Annotated in this window: 16 protein-coding genes and 1 riboswitch; of the genes, 13 read left to right on the top strand and 3 right to left on the bottom strand. The window is 65.2% G+C overall.

Translation table 11 applies throughout. The annotated features are described in order from the left end of the window. The first annotated feature begins 87 nt into the window (after nt 1-87). Nucleotides 88-288: riboswitch (cobalamin riboswitch) on the top strand. Between the two features lie 113 nt (nt 289-401). The 4 genes from KMZ68_RS03060 (at nt 402) to KMZ68_RS03045 (ending at nt 4382) form a co-directional block, all read left to right on the top strand. Further along, nucleotides 402-2633: a TonB-dependent receptor gene (locus KMZ68_RS03060; protein ID WP_215614436.1), complete on the top strand. Its 2232-nt coding sequence runs from the start codon at nt 402-404 to the stop codon at nt 2631-2633. Nucleotides 2634-2728: 95 nt separating this feature from the next. Continuing rightward, nucleotides 2729-3733: a DUF6925 family protein gene (locus KMZ68_RS03055; protein WP_215614435.1), complete on the top strand. Its 1005-nt coding sequence runs from the start codon at nt 2729-2731 to the stop codon at nt 3731-3733. Between the two features lie 124 nt (nt 3734-3857). Continuing rightward, nucleotides 3858-4097, top strand: a complete 240-nt coding sequence (locus tag KMZ68_RS03050) for a transcriptional regulator (protein WP_215614434.1) — start codon at nt 3858-3860, stop codon at nt 4095-4097. After that, a complete protein-coding gene (locus KMZ68_RS03045; RefSeq protein ID WP_249779506.1) occupies nt 4098-4382 on the top strand; it encodes a hypothetical protein in 285 nt (94 codons plus the stop codon). Nucleotides 4383-4536: 154 nt separating this feature from the next. Here KMZ68_RS03045 and KMZ68_RS03040 read toward each other — a convergent pair whose 3' ends face one another. Then, on the bottom strand, nt 4537-4782 hold the full coding sequence (locus KMZ68_RS03040; RefSeq protein WP_215614433.1) for a hypothetical protein: 246 nt from the start codon (nt 4780-4782) through the stop codon (nt 4537-4539). 272 nt (nt 4783-5054) lie between these two features. Here KMZ68_RS03040 and KMZ68_RS03035 point away from each other — a divergent pair, with 272 nt between their 5' ends. The 3 genes from KMZ68_RS03035 (at nt 5055) to KMZ68_RS03025 (ending at nt 8437) form a co-directional block, all read left to right on the top strand. Next, nucleotides 5055-5213, top strand: coding sequence for a hypothetical protein (locus KMZ68_RS03035; RefSeq protein WP_215614432.1), 159 nt, complete (start codon nt 5055-5057; stop codon nt 5211-5213). 201 nt (nt 5214-5414) lie between these two features. Next, complete coding sequence (locus KMZ68_RS03030) at nt 5415-6626, top strand: MFS transporter (RefSeq protein WP_215614431.1); 1212 nt, start codon at nt 5415-5417, stop codon at nt 6624-6626. 89 nt (nt 6627-6715) lie between these two features. Next, nucleotides 6716-8437, top strand: coding sequence for an N-acyl-D-amino-acid deacylase family protein (locus KMZ68_RS03025; RefSeq protein WP_215614430.1), 1722 nt, complete (start codon nt 6716-6718; stop codon nt 8435-8437). A gap of 58 nt (nt 8438-8495) precedes the next feature. On the opposite strand, the gene KMZ68_RS03020 is transcribed toward KMZ68_RS03025, so the two are convergent. Then, the gene (locus KMZ68_RS03020) at nt 8496-9767 is read right to left on the bottom strand and encodes an MFS transporter (protein ID WP_215614429.1); all 1272 of its coding nucleotides are present in this window, start codon (nt 9765-9767) and stop codon (nt 8496-8498) included. A gap of 320 nt (nt 9768-10087) precedes the next feature. Here KMZ68_RS03020 and KMZ68_RS03015 point away from each other — a divergent pair, with 320 nt between their 5' ends. The 4 genes from KMZ68_RS03015 (at nt 10088) to KMZ68_RS03000 (ending at nt 14741) form a co-directional block, all read left to right on the top strand. Next, entirely contained in the window at nt 10088-10741 is a 654-nt protein-coding gene (locus KMZ68_RS03015) for an ABC transporter ATP-binding protein (RefSeq protein WP_215616168.1), read from the top strand. Then, the gene (locus KMZ68_RS03010; RefSeq protein ID WP_215614428.1) at nt 10738-13200 is read left to right on the top strand and encodes an FtsX-like permease family protein; all 2463 of its coding nucleotides are present in this window, start codon (nt 10738-10740) and stop codon (nt 13198-13200) included. The genes KMZ68_RS03015 and KMZ68_RS03010 overlap by 4 nt, the downstream gene beginning before the upstream one ends. Further along, a complete protein-coding gene (locus KMZ68_RS03005) occupies nt 13190-14278 on the top strand; it encodes a lipocalin-like domain-containing protein (RefSeq protein WP_215614427.1) in 1089 nt (362 codons plus the stop codon). Before KMZ68_RS03010 ends, KMZ68_RS03005 begins: the two co-directional genes overlap by 11 nt. A gap of 70 nt (nt 14279-14348) precedes the next feature. Further along, nucleotides 14349-14741, top strand: a complete 393-nt coding sequence (locus KMZ68_RS03000) for an MAPEG family protein (protein WP_215614426.1) — start codon at nt 14349-14351, stop codon at nt 14739-14741. A 17-nt stretch (nt 14742-14758) separates the two neighbouring features. On the opposite strand, the gene KMZ68_RS02995 is transcribed toward KMZ68_RS03000, so the two are convergent. After that, nucleotides 14759-15739 carry an AraC family transcriptional regulator gene (locus KMZ68_RS02995; RefSeq protein WP_215614425.1) on the bottom strand — a complete coding sequence of 327 codons (981 nt, stop codon included), beginning with the start codon at nt 15737-15739 and terminating at the stop codon, nt 14759-14761. A gap of 290 nt (nt 15740-16029) precedes the next feature. Here KMZ68_RS02995 and KMZ68_RS02990 point away from each other — a divergent pair, with 290 nt between their 5' ends. Together KMZ68_RS02990 and KMZ68_RS02985 are read left to right on the top strand one after the other, a co-directional pair. Then, nucleotides 16030-17184 carry an iron-containing alcohol dehydrogenase gene (locus tag KMZ68_RS02990; RefSeq protein WP_215614424.1) on the top strand — a complete coding sequence of 385 codons (1155 nt, stop codon included), beginning with the start codon at nt 16030-16032 and terminating at the stop codon, nt 17182-17184. Nucleotides 17185-17201: 17 nt separating this feature from the next. Continuing rightward, nucleotides 17202-18752, top strand: a complete 1551-nt coding sequence (locus tag KMZ68_RS02985; RefSeq protein ID WP_215614423.1) for an AMP-binding protein — start codon at nt 17202-17204, stop codon at nt 18750-18752. The last annotated feature ends 12 nt before the right edge of the window (nt 18753-18764 follow it).

Here is an 18764-nt window from a genome sequence, read left to right as displayed (position 1 = left end):
CACAAGCGGGGCCACGAACAAAATGCGTGCCCGATCCCGGCTCAGGCGGCGGCCTGAACGATGAGCATTGACTCCGCGCCCGGCAAACTTCTAGATATCCGCGACGGTTCCCTCGTTTGGGGATCAAAAGGGAATGCGGTGCGGGGAGACCTCCCCAATGCCGCGGCTGCCCCCGCAACTGTAAGCGGTGAATCTTTCGTCCTATGCCACTGGGAATCTCGGTCCTGGGAAGGCGACGAAGGGTTACGACCCGCGAGCCAGGAGACCTGCCGTCAACCGTGGTCACACGCGAAGATGTCGGTCGGGGAGTACAGACATTAGCTTCACCAGAAGTGCTTGGAGCACAAAGGTGAGACTTCGTTCGCTGTGACGTGCCACTGACGTCATACCGAGGTCCAACCATGTCTTCCATCTCTCTGGCCGCACAGCGGCGCCGCAGCTGTTGGCTTGCCACCACTTTCCTTGTGCCCGTTCTTTCTCTCGGCGTTTCCGCTGCCCGCGCGCAGCAGGTCGCGGCCGCCCTGCCGCCGATCGAAATCAGCGCCCCCAATGACGAGAACCGGGCCAGGCCCAGGACCGATCAGGAACAGGGTTCGCGCCGCATAGCGCCCGCGCCAACCAACCGGCGCAATGCCGCGCCGTCCGCCGGCGGAACCGCAACCGGCGCCACGGCTATCAGGCAATTCAATGGCATCGTCGGCGCATCCGCGACCGTGATCACCGCGGAGGAGATCGCGCATTCGCCGGCAGCGACGTTGCAGGAAATCATCGCGCAGACGCCGGGCGTGCAGCTGACCAGCCTGTATGGCGGCGTCAACGGCGTGAAGACCAGCGTCGATCTGCGCGGATTCGGCGCCTTTGCCAGCTCCAATACCCTGCTCCTGATCAACGGACGCAGGGTCAGCGACGTCGACATGCAGGGCGTCGACTTCTCCACCATTCCGCGCGATTCGATCGAGCGCATCGAGATCACCCGGGGCAACAGCGGCGCGGTGCTCTACGGCGACAACGCGATCGGCGGCGTCATCAACATCGTGCTGAAAAACGGCGTCGGCGGCCCGCCGGCCGCGATCCGCGCCGAGGCCGGCGCCGGATCCTTCAACGCCCGCATGGTTTCGTTCTCGGCCGCGACCAATTACGGCCCGTGGTCGGCGTCGTTCTACGGCAACGGCATCAAGTCCGACGGCTACCGGGTCAACAATGCGCTGGACCAGCGCAACGGCATCGGCAACCTCAACTACACCACGTCCGATCTCACCGCGTTCCTGACCCTGTCCGGCGACGACCAGAAGCTGGGTTTCCCGGGCGGTCGCACGGTCGATCCGTCGATCGGCCTCGACCAGCTCACCACCAATCGCCGCGGCACCAGCACGCCGTTCGACTACGGCAACCAGCAGGGCGCCAACGCCACCGCCGGCTTCACCAAGACCTTGATGAACGGCGTCGACCTGATCGTCGACGGCGGCGTGCGGGACAAGAAGCAGCAGGCCGGGTTCTTCAATCCCTTCGGCAACAGTTACGTCGACAGCCATCTGCAGACCTGGTCGATCACGCCGCGCCTGAGCATCAAGAACGTGATGTTCGGGCTGCCGTCGTCGATCCTGACCGGCGTCGACTACTACGACGCATCCTTTCACCAGGAGCGCCCGGTAAACAAGGGCACGCCGCCGATCCACACCTATGATCTCCAGCAGCAGACGCTGGCCGGTTACTGGCAGCAGACCATCGGGCTGTTGCCGACGACCGATTTTTCGTATGGCGCGCGTGTGCAGCAAACGACGCTGAAAGCCAGGGATATTCTCAACAACGATCCGAATTGCGCTTTCTTCTTTAGCTGCAGTGCGCAAAACCTGCCGCTGGATAGTCAGGAAGGCCAATATGCCCTGCATATCGGCCTCGAACATCGCTTCAACAATGTCTTCTCGGTATTCGGCCGCGCCGCCCGCGCGTTCCGCACGCCGAATGTCGATGAGAGATTATCCTCCGGCCCCGCTTTCGATCCGTTCTTCAACGCGCTCCCCGGCGACTTCAGGCTGAAGACCCAGACCTCGCACGACATCGAAGGCGGTTTCCGCGTCAAGTCGGGCAGGTTCCAGATGCAATCCAGCATCTACGGCATGGACCTCGAGAACGAGATCCATTTCATCCCGGCGCTGTTCTACAACGTCAATCTCGATCCGACCCGCCGTTACGGCTCGGAGACCAGCGCATCACTGCGCGTCAGCGACGAAGTGCTGCTGCGAGGCGGCATGGCCTATACCCGCGCGGTGTTCCGCGAAGGCCAGTTTGCCGGCAACGACGTTCCGCTGGTGTCCCGCTACACCGCCAGCGGCGGCGTGACCTGGAACATCTGGCAGAAATATCTGGTTGCGGACGCCACCGTGCGCGGCTGGAGCGAACGCTTCATGGACAACGACCAGGCCAACACCCAGCGGCGGATTCCGGCCAGCGCCACCATCGACTTCAAGCTGAGCGGCGAATACGAGCATTTCTTCTGGTCGCTCTCCGTGAACAACATCCTCGACGCGCTGTATTACGACTACGCGGTGGCGAGCAGCTTCACTGCCGGCCGCTTCAGCGCCTACCCGCTGCCGGGCCGTACCTACATGGTGAAGGCCGGCGCGACGTTCTGAGACACCATAGCCGGTCCGGGCTCTGCCCGGACCGGCTTGTACTGATCGAACCAGACGATATTCTGCCGGCCTAAATGCCGGGAGAATATCGAGCGATGACGGCTGCGACGATCGATCTGCTGCACAGGGCGATCGCCGATTCCGATACGCAATGGAGCCTCGGCACCTTCGGCGCCATCGCCGAGTTCGCGCGCGCCCGCGATGAGCCGGTCGCACTGCGGCAGGCCGACGACGCCGTGTCGGCCGTCACGCCGCGCGGCGGCATCATCATCAGGCATCATCCGCGCAACCGGCCGCTCGCCTCCGAGAGCATCACCAAATCGGGCTGGAATCAGCGGATCGCGCTGTGCCTGGCCGACGACGATGGCGCGATGGGCGGCCGGACCGTGCTGACCGAACTCGGCGCCGACCGCGACGCCCTGCGCGCGGAGGATCGCGAATCGGTTCTGTTCGATCTCGGCCTCGGCGCGCCACATGCGGATTTCTGCGTCCGCGTCGGCGATAGCGACACCGCGGCACAATTGCGCCGGCACGCCGGCCGGGCGGTGTTCGAGCCCGGCAATCCCGCGATGGGATTGATTCTGGCCTCCAATCCGTACCGCGTCTTCATCAGCCGGCTCGGCCGGATCGAGGTCTATCAGCCGATTCCGCACGCTTCGGGAAAAAGCCCCGACGGGCCGCACACCCATGTCCTGCCGAAGCTGTTGAAGAGCGGCCGGACCCATCCCGCGACCGAGCCGATCCCCGAGGGCTGGGTTCCCTGCGCGCATCTCTATCCGCCGCATCCGGCGCGCGATGGGTTGGGCGAGCCCCGGCCGTTCGACGCGGCCCGCCATGATTCGTTTCAGGAAATGATCGAGCGGTTCGGACAGCCCGAGACCTCGGCGATCAAGCGGCGCATCGTGGAAGCGATCGATGCCAACGAGCCGCCATCGGCGCTGGCGCAGGACCGCCATGGCCGCACCACGATCCGGATCGCCTTGCGGCAGATGAAGGCCGCCGGACACCTCTCGCCGGCCTTGCAGTCCTGGATCGAGAACTTCGATCCGGCTGGCCTCGAGAGCGACGCGGACGAAGCCGAGCTTCACCACGATCGCTGATTTGGGCCGAAAAGCGGCTCTTTTGCTCCGAAAGGCGGCCTAAACTTGCCCTGTCCAGATGCATATATAGTGTATTGGACAGGTTGCTGCACCCATGCTGGGCGCCGTGAATTTGAGGCACCCGATGAACGACGAACCGAAAACGCCGGCCGAACTGAGAGAGATCAGACTGAGCCGAAAGGCCGCCCAGAATGCCGAAGGCATCAAGGCGATGGCCGATATCGCGGCGGCCGACATCGCGATTCGGAAGCGGACGGCGGACCTGCGCGCGCTGCGACTGGCAAAGGAAGCCGCCGACCGAGAGAACCCGCCGGAGCCGAAGGTAAAGGCCAAGGCCAAACCCAAGAAAAAGAAAACGAGCTAGATGACCAAAGAAGATCGCGACCGCGCCGATGCGCGTTTCAACAAGGCTACGCGCGCAGCAAGCCAGGCCAGGGCCGGCGGCACCGAGCGCGACGCCGCAACGAAAGCCGTGCTCGACAACATGGCCAGGCTGAAAGCACTGCGGCTCGCCCGCGAAGCCGCCGAGCCGCCGCGACCTCCCGCCGCGAAAACGACGCGCGCCAAATCACCGAAGAAGTCGGGCGAAAAAGCCCCGGCGCTGTCGGATTGGCTGGCGAGCCAGCAGAGCGGCGGACGCCGCACTTAAACCACGAGAGCAGATTGCCTGGTCGCACCTGCCCGGCCTCATGGTTCGAGACGCGCGGCGTTGCCGCGCTCCTCACCATGAGGGTCTGGTAGACCTCATCCTGAGGAGGCGCGACGCGCCGTCTCGAAGGATGAGCCCAGCACAGTGCAATGCACTACGCCGGCACCGGCCATTGCACCATCGACCGCGTCTTGGTCGCGGCATCGTAGACCTGCACCTGGAGCATCGGGAACTTGTTCTTCAGTGCCATGCCCGCTTCTTCGGCGGCCTCGACGGTGTCGTGGTGCGACTTGAAGTGACCGTCCACGACCAGCGAGTACCCGGTGGTCGGCGCTTTATCGGCGCGCAGGATCTTGCGAGGCTGCTGTTCTTCGACGGCTTCGATCTTCGGCTTTTTCATCTTGGCTCCAAATCATGATCCGATTGAACGGGATCATGATCTCATCTGTTGTTTGAGCATGCCCGGGGCAAACGCTACGCGTTTGTCCTGAGGGTCTCCATTTTCTGGATCATGCTCGGGGTTATGCCTCCGTTTACACCTAACAACGGAAAAAGGCAGGAAAAATTTGTCGGATTGGGGCTAATATGCCCAGCAAAAGGCGGTGACATTGAGGTCGATCCGCCGATGTGACCGACCCGATCAAAGGGAATGACATGGGTGGAATCGGGAAAATGGGTGGAATCAAGAAAAAGACCGAACGTCCGAACAAGGACGACGGCAAATCGAAGAAGAAGCCACCGCCGGCGCCGGCCGACGATGACGACTTCGAGGATGGCGACATCGCCACGCCGAAGCGCGACCGCAGCGGCGACGACGACGAGCCGTTGTAGAGAAGCCTCCTTAAGTCCGAAATCGGAGGGCGCGGCGAATTTCGATCGCAGCTCAAGCGGCTTAGTCTTCCCGAATTTCGCCGTTCCCGTGCCCCTCGCGAGGGCTGCCATGCAGCCATATTCATGGACAAATAACCGGCCCAGCCGATAATTTGCCCTGCCTTGCCGGGCCGTTCATCTCAAACGGGGTTTCAGTTCAAGATGGCCGACATTCTGGCCGCACCGCAACAAGCGAAGTCGGACACCTCGCTGCGCACGCTGGTGGCGATCTCGATCGCCCATTGGGTCAGCCATTTTCATCTGTTCGTGCTGCCGATGCTGTTCCCGTTCCTCAAGGAGCAGCTCGGCGTCGGCTATATCGAGCTCGGTTTCGCGCTCACCGTGTTCGGCGTCGTCTCCGGCCTGACGCAGGCGCCGACCGGATACCTCGCCGACCATATCGGCGCCCGCAAGGTCCTGCTGATGGGCCTCACGCTCGGCGGCTGCGCACTGATCATGCTCGGCCTGCAGTTGAGCTATTTCTGGCTGATCGTCAGCGCCGCGCTGCTCGGCCTCGCCAACAGCGTCTATCATCCGGCCGATTACGCGATCCTGTCGGCGCATATGGACGAGGCACGTATGGGACGCGCCTTTTCGATCCACACCTTTGCGGGATTCTTGGGCGGCGCGGTGGCGCCCGCCATCATCGCCGCACTGGTGGCGACCGTCGGCGGGCTCGGCGCGCTGATCGTAGCCGGCGCGGTGGGGCCGCTGGCGGCGCTACTGCTGATCGCGATGGGCCTGCCCGACGCCAGCGCCGCCGACCGCAAGATCGATGGCGTGCATGCGCCGAAGCAGAACATCATCACGCCTGCTATCATCGTGCTGACGATCTTCTTCATGCTGCTTGGCCTGTCCAACGCCGGCATCAGCAATTTCGGCGTGGTCGCGCTGATGAGCGGCTATGGCGCGTCGTTCTCGGCAGCCAATATGGCGCTCACCGCCTATCTCGCCGCCAGCGCCATCGGCGTACTGGCCGGCGGCTATCTCGCCGACCGCACGAGGCGTCACGGTCAGGTTGCCGCCGGCTGTTTCGCCATCAATGCGATGATCGTGCTGATCATCGCGACGGTCACGCTGCCGTCGCTGCTGCTGACGGCGATGATGGCGATCGCCGGATTCCTCGGCGGCGTGATCGCGCCGTCGCGCGACATGATGGTCCGCGACGCGGCGCCGCCCGGCGCGGCCGGCCGCGCCTTCGGCATCGTCTCCACCGGCTTCAACTTCAGCGGCATCCTCGGTCCGCTGCTGTTCGGCTGGATCATGGACCAGAGCATGCCGCACTGGGTGTTCGGCGCTTCCGTCGTCTTCATGATCCTGACGGTGCTGCTGGCGCTGGCCACCGGCCGCAAACCGCAGGCCCGCCCCGCCTGACGCATTCCTGAACCTCATCCCGTGCGGTTGACAGCATCGAGCGACAACCCATGATGCGGCAATAACAATTCAAATCCGGGATGAAACGCATGGCCTCCGATCCAGACCTCGTGATTCGTGGCGGCAATATCGCCGACGGCCTCGGCGGCGACCTGTTCGAGGCGGATGTCGCCGTCACCGGCGGCCGCATCACCGAGGTCGGCAAGGTCGCAGGCCGGGGCAAGGAAGAGATCGACGCCCGCGGCAAACTGGTGACGCCGGGCTTCGTCGACGTTCACACCCATTATGACGGGCAGGTCACCTGGAGCCAGGACATCACGCCGTCGTCGCAGAACGGCGTCACGTCAGCGATCATGGGCAATTGCGGCGTCGGCTTCGCGCCGTGCAGACCGTCGGATCATCAGCGGCTGATCCAGCTGATGGAAGGCGTCGAGGACATTCCCGAGCCGGTCTTGAGCGCCGGCATCCCCTGGGCCTGGGAGAGTTTTCCGGACTACATGGACTGGCTGTCGCAGCGCCGCTTCGACATGGATATCGGCGCGCAACTGCCGCACGCCGCGTTGCGCGTCTATGTGATGGGCGAACGCGGCGCACGCCGCGATCCGGCGACCGCCGAAGACAACGCCGCCATGGCGGCGCTGGCCGGCGATGCCGTGCGCGCCGGCGCGCTGGGATTTTCGACCTCGCGCACCCTCAACCACCGCACCTCCACCGGCGACTTCACCCCGACGCTGAAGGCCGGCGAGGACGAACTGACGGCGATCGCCGGCGCCATGCAGAAGACCGGCCGCAGTGTGTTCCAGTTCGTGCTCGATCTGTCGACCATCCATGAAGACCTGCCGATGATGCTGCGGGTGGCCGAGAACACCGGGATCCCGGTGTCGTTTTCCATCACCCAGAACGACAGGGCGCCGCGGCGCTGGCGCCAGACGCTCGACACCATCAACGAGGCTTCCGCGCGCGGGCTGTCGATCACCGCACAGATCGCCGCGCGCCCGGTCGGGCTGCTGCTTGGCCTCGAACTGTCGCGCAACCCGTTCCAGACCCATCTGAGCTATCGCGCGATTGCGAACCTGCCGCTGGCGGAGCGATTGAAGCGCCTGCATCAGCCCGACGTCCGCGCCGCGATCCTGAGCGAGACGCCGACCTCGACCGACGACCCGCTGTTCTTCCGGCCGAACTACGACAAGATGTATCTGCTCGGCGATCCCCCGGATTACGAGCAGCCGCCGGAAAACGCGCTGGGCGCACGGGCCCGCCGCGAGGGCCGTCAGCCGGAAGAACTGGCCTATGAGGCCATGCTGTCGGACGACGGCCGCGGCATGCTCTATGTGCCGTTCCTGAATTACGCCGACGGCAATCTTGATGCCACCCGCGAGATGCTGACCGATCCGAATGCAGTGCCGGGCCTCTCCGACGGCGGCGCGCATTGCGGCATCATCTGCGACGCCAGCTTCCCGACCTATCTGTTGACGCACTGGACGCGAGATCGCAGCCGCGGTGAAAAACTGTCGATCCCGTTCGTGGTGGCCGCGCAGTCGCGCAAGACCGCGCTGTCGGTCGGCCTCACCGACCGCGGCGTGATCGCACCCGGCTACAAGGCCGATCTCAACGTCATCGATTACGACAAACTGCATCTGCATCCGCCGAAGGTGCATTACGACTTGCCCGTCGGCGGCCGCCGTTTGCTGCAGCAGGTCGACGGCTATGACGCCACCATCGTGTCAGGCGTGGTGACGCAACGCGGAGGTGCTGCCACCGGCGCGCGGCCGGGCCGGCTGGTGCGCGGCGCGCAGGGCGGATTGCAGTAGGACGCACACTCGGTGTCGTCCCTGCGAACGCAGGGACGACGCTGTTATGTTCGTGGCCTCAAGCGAACTTCGGCTGCGCGGCCAGGGCCATCAGCCGCGCGCGCTCGGTGTTGGGCCATAGCAGCAGCAGGCCGAGCAATCCCGAGACCACGAGGACCACGGCGTTGATCCTGAAGCCGATCATATAGCCGTCGAGCGGCACCGCGGCGTGCTGGATCACGCTACCCATTACGAACGGCGCCAGGATGCCCGCCAGCGTATAGATCGCGCCGTAGATCGCGATCACGGCGCCGCGCTGCTGCACCGGCGTGAACTCGCCGAGCATCGGCGGACAGACCACATAGATCGAGCCGCAGAGCCCGGAGCCGATCACCAGAAAGGCAATCTGCAGGCCGGCGCCGTTGACATGCGGGAGAGCCGCGAGGATCACGCCGCCGACGATCAGCGGCACCGAACCGAGCACGCCGCGGGCGCCGCGGGTGGTGAAGCCGCGCGTCAGCATCACCTGCGAAATCCACCCCGTCAGCAGCACGACGACGGCGCCGAACACCCATGGCAGCACCGAAATCCACCCGGCGTCCTTCTGCGAGAAGCCGAGGCCCTTGACGATGAAGGGCGTAAACCAGGTCAGCCCGAGCGACAGCGCCCAATAGGCGCCGAAGGTCGCGGCGCAGCAGCCGATGAAGGTGCGCGAGGTCAGGAGCTGGAAATAGGGCACGCGGGGATCGGCCGCCGCCATCGCCACGGTCTGCACCAGCGGGCCTTCCTTGCCCATGACCATCCACGCCACCACCCACATCAGGCCGACGACGCCAAGCGCGCCGAAGGCATAGTGCCAGCTGTGATTGACGATGATCCAGTTCAGCGCCGGCACTGCGAGGATCACGCCGAACGCGGAGCCCTGCGACAGGATCGCGGTCGGCAGCGTGCGCTTCTCGTCGGGAAACCACTTGTAGACCGCATGCGCCGCCACCGAAAACGCCGGCCCCTCGCCGGCGCCGAGGATTACGCGGCAGATCAACAGCGTGGTGAAACTAACGGTGCCGACCATCGGGAACTGTGCCAGCGACCATATCACCGCCATCGCCAGCAGCACCCAGCGGGTGGCAACGCGGTTGACGATGAAGCCGACCACGATCGCCGAAATCGAGAACAGCAGGAAGAACGAGGAGCCGAGCAGGCCGAACTGCTCCGGCTGCAGTTTCAATTCGTCCATGATCGGCGCGCCGGCGAGGCCGACCACGATCTTGTCGGCGAAATTGACCAGCATGAACAGAAACAGGAGAAACGTGATCTTCCAGGCGCCCTTGGGCGTCGTTTGCTCGGTCATGCCTTCTCCCCGATTTTCATTTGCTGGCCTGTTGATCGGCCTGCTGCAATGCTACCTGTGGGACATACGGCAATGCAACCCGGCTTTTTCTGGAGGGATCGCGGGCCCTGGGCGCCTGCCATGCGCGGCACCCCGGCATCGGTTTGCCGGATGCCGCCTGACGCTGTCTCGGACCCGCCCCGCAACCGGATCACGATCGCGTCGCCGCCGCGATTGAGCCCGTGATCTCCCGGCAGGGGCTTGGTATGCTGGATCGTAACCTGGGTATGGACTTTCGAGAGGCTTCGCATCCGCTTGGCATGGCAACCGGCAACCCCATCGTGCTGAGCGTCAGGAACCTGACCAAGACCTATCGCTCTGCCGGCGAGGAGGTGGTGGTGTTGCGCGGGGTCAATCTCACTGTTGCGGCAGGCGAGCGCGTCGCCCTGACCGGCGAATCCGGCAGCGGCAAGAGCACGCTGTTGCACTTGATTGCCGGGCTCGATGCAGCCGACGGCGGCGAGATCACGCTCGCTGATATCTCCGTCTCCGGCCTCGGCGATGCCGGCCGGGCGGCATTGCGGCGCGACCGGCTCGGACTGGTGTTCCAGCAGTTCAACCTGATCCCGAGTCTCAGCGTCGAAGACAACCTCGTGTTTCAGTCCCGCATTGCCGGCCGTCATGATCCGGCCTGGCATGCCGAACTGGTGGAGCGGCTCGGGCTCGGCGCGCTGCTGAAGCGCTATCCCGAGCAATTGTCCGGCGGCCAGCAGCAACGCGTCGCGATCGGCCGCGCGCTCGCCGTCAAGCCGCTGCTGCTGCTCGCCGACGAGCCCACCGGCAACCTCGACGAGGTGACGGCGGATGATGTGCTGGCGCTGACGCGCGACCTGGTGACGCGAACCGGCTGCGGCTTCCTGATGGTGACGCACAGCGAGCGTCTCGCCGCCACGCTCGACCGCCGGATTCATCTCCATGCCGGACTAGTCGCATGAAGCGCGCGGTCTGGACGCTCGCGGTTCTCCTGAGCCACTGGCGGCGGCATCCGATGCAGCTTGCGACCTTGCTGATCGGGCTGATTTCCGCGACCGCGTTGTGGAGCGGCGTGCAGGCGTTGAACGCGCAGGCGCGCATCAGTTACGACCGCGCCGCCGCAACCTTCGGCGGCGCCCGAACCGCCATGCTGGTCGGCCGCGACCGCGCGAATTTCCCGCAGGCGCTGTTCGTCAGCCTGCGCCGCGCCGGCTGGCCGGTGTCGCCGGTGCTCGAAGGCCGTATCCAGATCGGCGGGCGCTCGTTCCGCCTGTTGGGCATCGAGCCGATTACGCTGCCCGCCGAGGTCGGCAATACGCCGGCGATCGGGCGCGCAGGCCTGCAATCCTTTGTCACGCCGCCGGGAGAAATGCTGGTGGCGCCGGAAGTGCTTTCCGATCTCCATCTGCCGGAAGGCGCGCGGCCGTTGGCGAGCGGCGGCACCGAGCTGCCGCCGCTGCGCGTGCAGGCGCAGCTTGCTCCCGGCGTGCTGGTGGTCGATATCGGCGTCGCGCAGCGGCTGTTGAACATGCCGGACCAGCTCTCCCGCCTCGTGGTCGGCAAGATCAAGGGCAAACCCGCGCCGCTGGAGAACGTCGTCGGCGACAGGCTTCACTTGATCAAGGCCGATGCGGAAAGCGACCTCGAACGCCTCACCGACAGTTTTCACCTCAACCTGACGGCGTTCGGCCTCTTGTCCTTCGTGGTCGGACTGTTCATCGTCAATTCGGCGGTCGGCCTTGCCTTCGAGCAGCGCCGGCCGATGCTGCGAACCCTGCGCGCCTGCGGGGTGTCCGCCCGCATGCTGAACGCGGTGCTGGTGATCGAACTGGTATCGCTGGCGCTGGTGGCCGGCGCCATCGGCCTGGTCTGCGGCTACGGCATTGCGGCGTCGCTGCTGCCCGATGTCGCAGCATCGCTGCGCGGACTCTATGGCGCGCAGATCCCCGGCCAATTGACGCTGAAAAGCGAATGGTGGGTTGCCGGCCTCGCCATCAGCGTGCTCGGCGCGCTGGCGGCGGCAACCGCGACCCTGACGAAGGCGATCCGCCTTCCGGTGCTGGTGGCAGCGCAGCCCCAGGCCTGGCAACAGGCGCAGCAGCGCTGGCTGATCGTGCAGAGTGCGGTCGCGCTCGCCGTGTTCGCCGCTGCCGGAGGCTTTCTGTGGTTCGGCGATTCCCTGGTATCGGGATTTGCCGTGCTGGCGGCGTTGATGCTGGCGGCCGCGCTGCTGCTGCCAACGATTCTGGAGCGCGTGCTCACACTCGGCCAGCGCAACGCCCATCGCCCGCTCGCGGTCTGGTTCTGGGCCGACAGCCGCCAGCAGCTTTCCGGATTGTCGCTGGCGCTGATGGCGCTGTTGCTCGCGCTCGCGGTCAATGTCGGTGTCGGCACCATGGTCGAAAGTTTCAGCCGGACTTTTGTCAGCTGGCTCGACGGACGGCTGGCGGCGGATGTCTATGTCAACGCGGCCAGCGACGCCCAGGCCACCGAGATCAAGGCATGGCTGCGGAACCGGCCTGAAGTGCAGGCGATCCTGCCCGGCGGCCGCGCCGAATCGCAAATGGCCGGCGCGCCGATCGAGATATTGGGCCTGCCCGATCATCCCACCTATAGCGAGCACTGGCCGTTGCTGGAATCAACCGCGAATGCCTGGGTTCGCCTCCGCGCAGGCGATGCCGGCCTCGTCAGCGAGCAACTGGCGCGGCGCCTGAAACTTGGAATCGGCGACCGCATCGAAGTGCCCGCCCCCGGAGGCAGCTGGCCGCTCGAGGTGATCGGCATCTACGCCGACTACGGCAACCCGAAGGGCCAGATCGCCGTCAATTACGCGGCGCTGACGCGGCGATTCCCCGCCATCCCCGCCACCCGGTTTGGCCTGCGGGTTCTGCCTGCGGAAATTCCGGCGCTGATCTCCGGCCTGCGCGAACGATTTGGCCTCGACGATCGCAACCTCGCCGATCAGGCCACGATGAAGGCGGAGTCGAAGCGGATCTTCAACCGGACCTTCGCGGTGACGGCAGCGCTCAATACGTTCACCCTCGGCGTCGCCGGCATCGCGCTGCTCACCAGCCTCTTGACCCTGAGCAACTCGCGGCTGCCGCAGCTGGCGCCGTTGTGGGCGATCGGAATCACGCGGCGAGAGCTGGCGTCGATCGAGCTTGTCAAAACCCTGTCGGTGGCGCTGATCACCGCCCTGCTGGCGCTGCCGCTCGGCCTGCTGGTGGCGTGGTGCCTGATCGCGGTGGTGAATGTGAAGGCGTTCGGCTGGCGGCTGCCGTTTCACGTGTTCCCGCTGCAATTGCTGCAACTGCTTGGCGTGGCGATGGCGGCTTCGCTGCTGGCCGCGCTGCTGCCGGTTCTCAAGCTGGCGCGGATGCAGCCGACCAGCCTGATCAAGATCTTTGCCGATGAACGATAGTGTCAGGATATCCCGCCGCGCCTTTGCGGGCGGCCTTGTCTTTCTCGGGCTCGGCCGGGTGCCGGCGCTGGCGCAGGGCTTTGCCGGTCTCGGCGAGAGCGCGGATGGGTTCGCGCCCGTGGTGCCCGGCAAGACCTTCGCGTTTCCCGCCGATCACGGTCCGCATCCGGAGTTTCGCATCGAGTGGTGGTACGTGACGGCCAATCTCAAGGACTCGACCGGCGCGGCCTATGGCGCGCAGTGGACCTTGTTTCGCCAGGCATCGCGGCCGGGCGCGCAACAAGAGGGCTGGGCCAGCCAGCAGATCTGGATGGGCCACGCCGCCGTCACCCGCGCCGACACCCACCGCAGCAGTGAAACCTTCGCCCGCGGCGGCGTCGGCCAGGCCGGTGTCGAACCAAAACCGTTTCAAGCCTGGATCGATTCCTGGGCAATGCGCGGGGGCGAGGCGATGCGCGACACCATGCTGGCGCCGCTCGAACTCACCGCATCGGGCGCCGATTTCAGCTACACGCTGCGGCTCGATGCCGACCGGCCGCTGGTGCTGCAGGGCAACGCCGGCTACAGCCGCAAATCCGAGCGCGGGCAGGCCTCGTATTATTACAGCCAGCCCTTCTTCAAGGCGACCGGCCGCATCGGCATCGGCGACAAAGCCGCCGAGGTCACCGGCCTTGCCTGGATGGACCGCGAATGGAGCAGCCAGCCGCTCGCCCCGGATCAGACCGGCTGGGACTGGTTCTCGCTGCATCTCGACTCCGGTGAAAAGCTCATGCTGTACCGGCTGCGTCAGAAGGACGGCCGCGCCGATCTGTTCGGCAACTGGATCCAGCCCGACGGCCGCTCCAGCGAAATCGCATCCAGCGATAACACGATGACGCCGACGGCATCGACCGAGATCGAAGGCCGCAAGATCCCGACCGCATGGCGCATCGTCATCCCCGCGCGCGGCCTCGCGATCGAGACCACGCCTCTGAACGCGAAGAGCTGGATGGGTACCAGCTTCCCTTACTGGGAGGGACCGATCAGCTTTGCCGGCAGCCACGCCGGACTAGGATATCTGGAACTGACCGGCTATTGAGACGAATCCGTCATTCCGGGGCGCATCGAAGATGCGAACCCGGAATGACTTCGAAAATGGGGAATATGCGATGTACCATTTCACCGCCCTCATCACCTGCCTCGCCATCCTGTTCTACTTGTTCACCGGCATTCAGGTATCGAAGGCGCGCGTTGCATTGGGCGTGAAGGCGCCGGCCACGTCGGGCCATCCCGATTTCGAGCGGGTGTTCCGGGTGCAGATGAACACGCTGGAATGGATGCCGGTTTTCCTGCCCTCGCTCTGGCTGTTTGCGGTCTACATCAGCGATGCCGCCGCGGCCTTATTGGGCCTGGTGTGGATCGCCGGCCGCATCCTCTACTTGGCCGGCTATTCGCGGGCCGCGGCCAAGCGCGGGCCGGGCTTTGCGGTTCAGGGGCTCGCGGCCGGCGTGCTCTGGCTGGGCGCGCTCGGCGCCATCGTCTGGCGTCTCGTTCACACCTGACAGTGGACGCCGCCTGATCAGCGGCGGGTCCGGGCAATGGTCTCGGAGGGGAGTTCGCCAAAGGCCTCGCGATAGTCCCTGGCGAAATGACCCGGGCTTGCAAAATTGCATTTGAATGCGGTCGCCGTCACGCTGATGCCGGGTTCGCCCGACATCAGCGCCTCTCTTGCACGCCGGAGCCGGACCGACTTGGCGAAGGCCATCGGCGAATAACCCCGGCTGCGATCGAAGGCCCTGAAGATCGATCGCGCGCTGACGCCGGCCTCGGCGACCAGCCGGTCGATCGTGATCGCCTCCTGCCAGTTGGCTTCGATGAAATCCTCCAGCCGCCGGACCACGCCGGGCGCCGGTTGCTTTTCCTGACGTTCCAGCAAATGGCTGAAGGTGTGGCGGCTGGCCCACAGAAAGGCGATCTGCACCGCCTGCTCCAGTTCGTGGCAAGCGGCCGCGGGCAAACTGGATGCCGTCGAATCCAGTTGCCGCGACAGAAACTGCAGCAGCTGGCAAAGGCCCTGCGCATGGGGCTGGTCTGCGCCGATCGCGGACTGGAAGACCAATTCGCCCCTCGGCTTGACGCCGATGAGCGCGGTCATCTTCTGCAGCAATGCGCCCTGGTTGAGGCGAAGCGTCAGGCGTTCATGCCCCGCTTCGCAAACCGTCCGCGAGGCGGCGCCGGACGGGGTGATCGCGAGCTGGCGTTGGCTGATATCGGTCGTCAGCCCCGCGGCTGCGGTGGTGGCGTGGCCCTTCAGCGCGATCTGCAGCCGAATGAAGTCGGCCGCCAAATGATCCGCTGCAAGGTCACAGCTGGTGGCGCCAAAGGCCAGGCCGATTTCCGGAAGCGTAATGAGATTGACGCGCGCCTCGAACCTGTCGGTTTCGCCAAGATCGATCCGGGCCGCCCCGAACAATGTCGACCCGAAATGCCTGAGCTCCTCGGGATCGGATGTCCGAAACACCGGAAATCGGTGTAGAGGCTCGGTTCCGGCATCAGTCATCGTGTCCGCCCGCGGGTCAATGAACGCAACGTGTGCCCGGGGGCGCCGCCGCCGAACTGATCTATGTCAAGGGACTGCGGCTTTAACGCACATTCGGGCGGCAAGAGGATGTTCCGTCTCCCCGACGGAACAAGCCTAATCGCGCAATTCAACGTAGAAATATTCTGGCAGGTTCGCGCTCCAAAGAACGGCCGCGGAGGACCGGCGTCATTTTGTGGTTCCCCTCCCCGCGGACTCCGCTAGATTATTCCCCAAGGCCGCAACAAGGCCAAGACGTCCGGGAGGACAGCGTGTACAAGGGCCGCGTCGTTTTCGGCGCCATGGACGAGGTGGTTTTCGGCACTGCCGCCGCCGGGGCCGTGGTCGCGCAGATGAACCGCCTGGGCACGACCCGCGCCTTCCTGATGGTCAGCGGCACGCTCAACCGCCAGACCGACGAGATCGAGAAGATTCGCAGAAGCCTCGGCGCGCGTTGCGTGGGCACTTTCGATGCGATGCCCGCGCACACGCCGCGCCACGCCGTGATTGCCGCTTCCGAACAGGCCCGCGCCGCCAATGCCGATCTCATCGTCACGGTGGGCGGCGGCTCGATCACCGACGGCGCCAAGGCGGTGCAGATCTGCCTCGCCAACGATGTTCGCAGCGTCGAGGATATCGACAGGGTCCGGGCCCACAAGGGCGTCGCGCCGCCGATCAATCCGCCTGTCGTGCGCCAGGTCAGCGTGCCGACCACGATTGCCGGCGGCGAATTCAGCGCAATCGCCGGGGTCACCAACGAGCGCACCAAGGTCAAGGAAATGCTGCGCCACGACCTGGTGATGCCGCGCGCGGCGATCCTCGATCCCGCGTTGACCGTACACACGCCGGAATGGCTGTTTCTTTCGACCGGCATCCGCGCCGTCGACCATTGCGTCGAAGGCCTGTGTTCGCGCGAGGCGCATCCCTACGCCGACGCCCAGGCGATCAAGGGATTGTCGATGCTGGCCGAAGGCCTGCCGCGCGTGAAGGCCGACGCCCGCGATCTCGACGCGCGGATGGACTGCCAGATCGGCACCTGGCTCTCGATGGGCCCGCTGTCTTCGGGGGTGCCGATGGGGGCGAGCCACGGCATCGGCTATGTGCTCGGCGCCGTCTACGACGTGCCGCACGGATATACTTCCTGCGTGATGCTGCCGTCGGTGCTGCGCTGGAACAAATCCGCCAATGCCGGGCGGCAGGCACTGGTCGCCGCAGCAATGGGGCAGCCCGGCAAGGACGCCGGCGACGTGCTGGAGGCCTTCATCCGCGGCCTCGGCATGCCCTGCAGCCTGCAGGACGTCAGAATCGGCCCCGAGCATTTCGACCGCATCGCGGAGCAGGCGATGGGCACACCGTGGATCCCGCGCAACCCGCGCAAGATCGATTCGCCGGCGCAGGTGCGCGAAATTCTTCTTCTGGCCGCATAAGAAAAATTGGAGACACGATGTACACCGGCAAGCATGCTCATCTTCGTCCGCTGCAGCCCGCCTTCATCATGGCGAGTACCGGCGAGGCCGTGACCTATCGGGAGCTCGAGGCGCGCTGCAATCGCCTGGCGCACCTGTTGCGCCAGCGCGGCCTGAAGCGGCTCGACCATTATGCCGTATTCATGGAGAACAACGGCCGCTACCTCGAAGCCTGCGGCGCCGGCGAACGGTCCGGACTGTATTACACTTGCGTCAATTCATATCTGACGCCGGGCGAACTCGCCTACATCGTCAACAACAGTGAATCCCGCATCCTCATCACCTCGGTTGCAAAGCTCGACGTGGCCCGCGAAGCGCTCAAGGAATGCCCCAAGGTCGAACTCTGCATCGTCGCCGATGGTCCGGGCGAGAGCGAGCGCATCGTCGGCCTGCAGGAAGCAACCCGCGGGATGCCGAAGACGCCGATACCGGACGAATGCATCGGCACCGCGATGCTCTATTCGTCGGGCACCACCGGCCGGCCGAAGGGCATTCTGCGCCCGCTGCCGGAACAGCCGGCGACCCAGCAACTGCCGATCTTCGATTTTCTGCAAAAGCTCTGGCAGTACCGCGAAGGCATGATCTACCTGTCGCCGGCGCCGCTCTATCACTCGGCGCCGCAGGCCGCGGTCAATCTCACGATCCGCAGCGGCGGCACCGCCATCATCATGGAGCACTTCGATCCCGAGCGTTACCTCGAGCTGGTCGAGAAATGGGGCGTCACCCATACCCAGCTGGTGCCGACGATGTTCTCGCGGATGCTGAAGCTGCCGGAGGCCGCGCGCAAGCGCCACGATTTGTCGTCGCTCGAAATCGCGATCCATGCGGCGGCGCCGTGTCCGGCGGCGGTGAAGGAAGACATGATCAAGTGGTGGGGGCCGATCATCCACGAATATTACGGCGCCACCGAAGGGCTCGGCTTTACCGCCTGCGACAGCGCGGAATGGCTCGCCCACCGCGGCAGCGTCGGCAAGGTGCTGCTCGGCGACCTGCACATCCTCGACGAAGACATGAAGCCGTGCCCGATAGGTACGCCGGGCACGGTCTGGTTCAAGACCGCCACCCCGTTCGAATATTTCAACGATCCGAACAAGACCAGGGAAGCCCGCTCGCCTGACGGCACCATGAGCACGGTCGGCGACGTCGGTTATGTCGACAGCGACGGCTTTCTCTATCTGACCGACCGCTCGACCTTCATGATCATCTCCGGCGGCGTCAACATTTACCCGCAGGAATGCGAGAACCTCCTGATCACCCATCCCAAGATCGCGGATGCCGCGGTGTTCGGCGTGCCCAATGCCGATCTCGGCGAGGAGGTGAAGGCGGTGGTGCAGCCGATGCCGGGCATTCAGCCGGGCCCCGAGCTTGCCGAGGAACTGATCCAGTTCTGCAGCCAGTCGCTGTCGCGCCAGAAGGTGCCCCGCTCGATCGACTTCGAAGCGGAACTGCCGCGGCTGCCGACCGGCAAGCTCTACAAGCGGCTGCTGCGCGATCGCTACTGGGGCGACAAGACGACGCGGATCGTGTGACGGCGCGGAAGT

This window comes from Bradyrhizobium sediminis (genome assembly GCF_018736105.1).
In the GTDB taxonomy this organism is placed as follows: Bacteria; Pseudomonadota; Alphaproteobacteria; order Rhizobiales; family Xanthobacteraceae; genus Bradyrhizobium.
The sequence above is the reverse complement of the archived record's forward strand: the minus strand, read 5'-3'. Positions and strand labels throughout refer to the sequence as shown.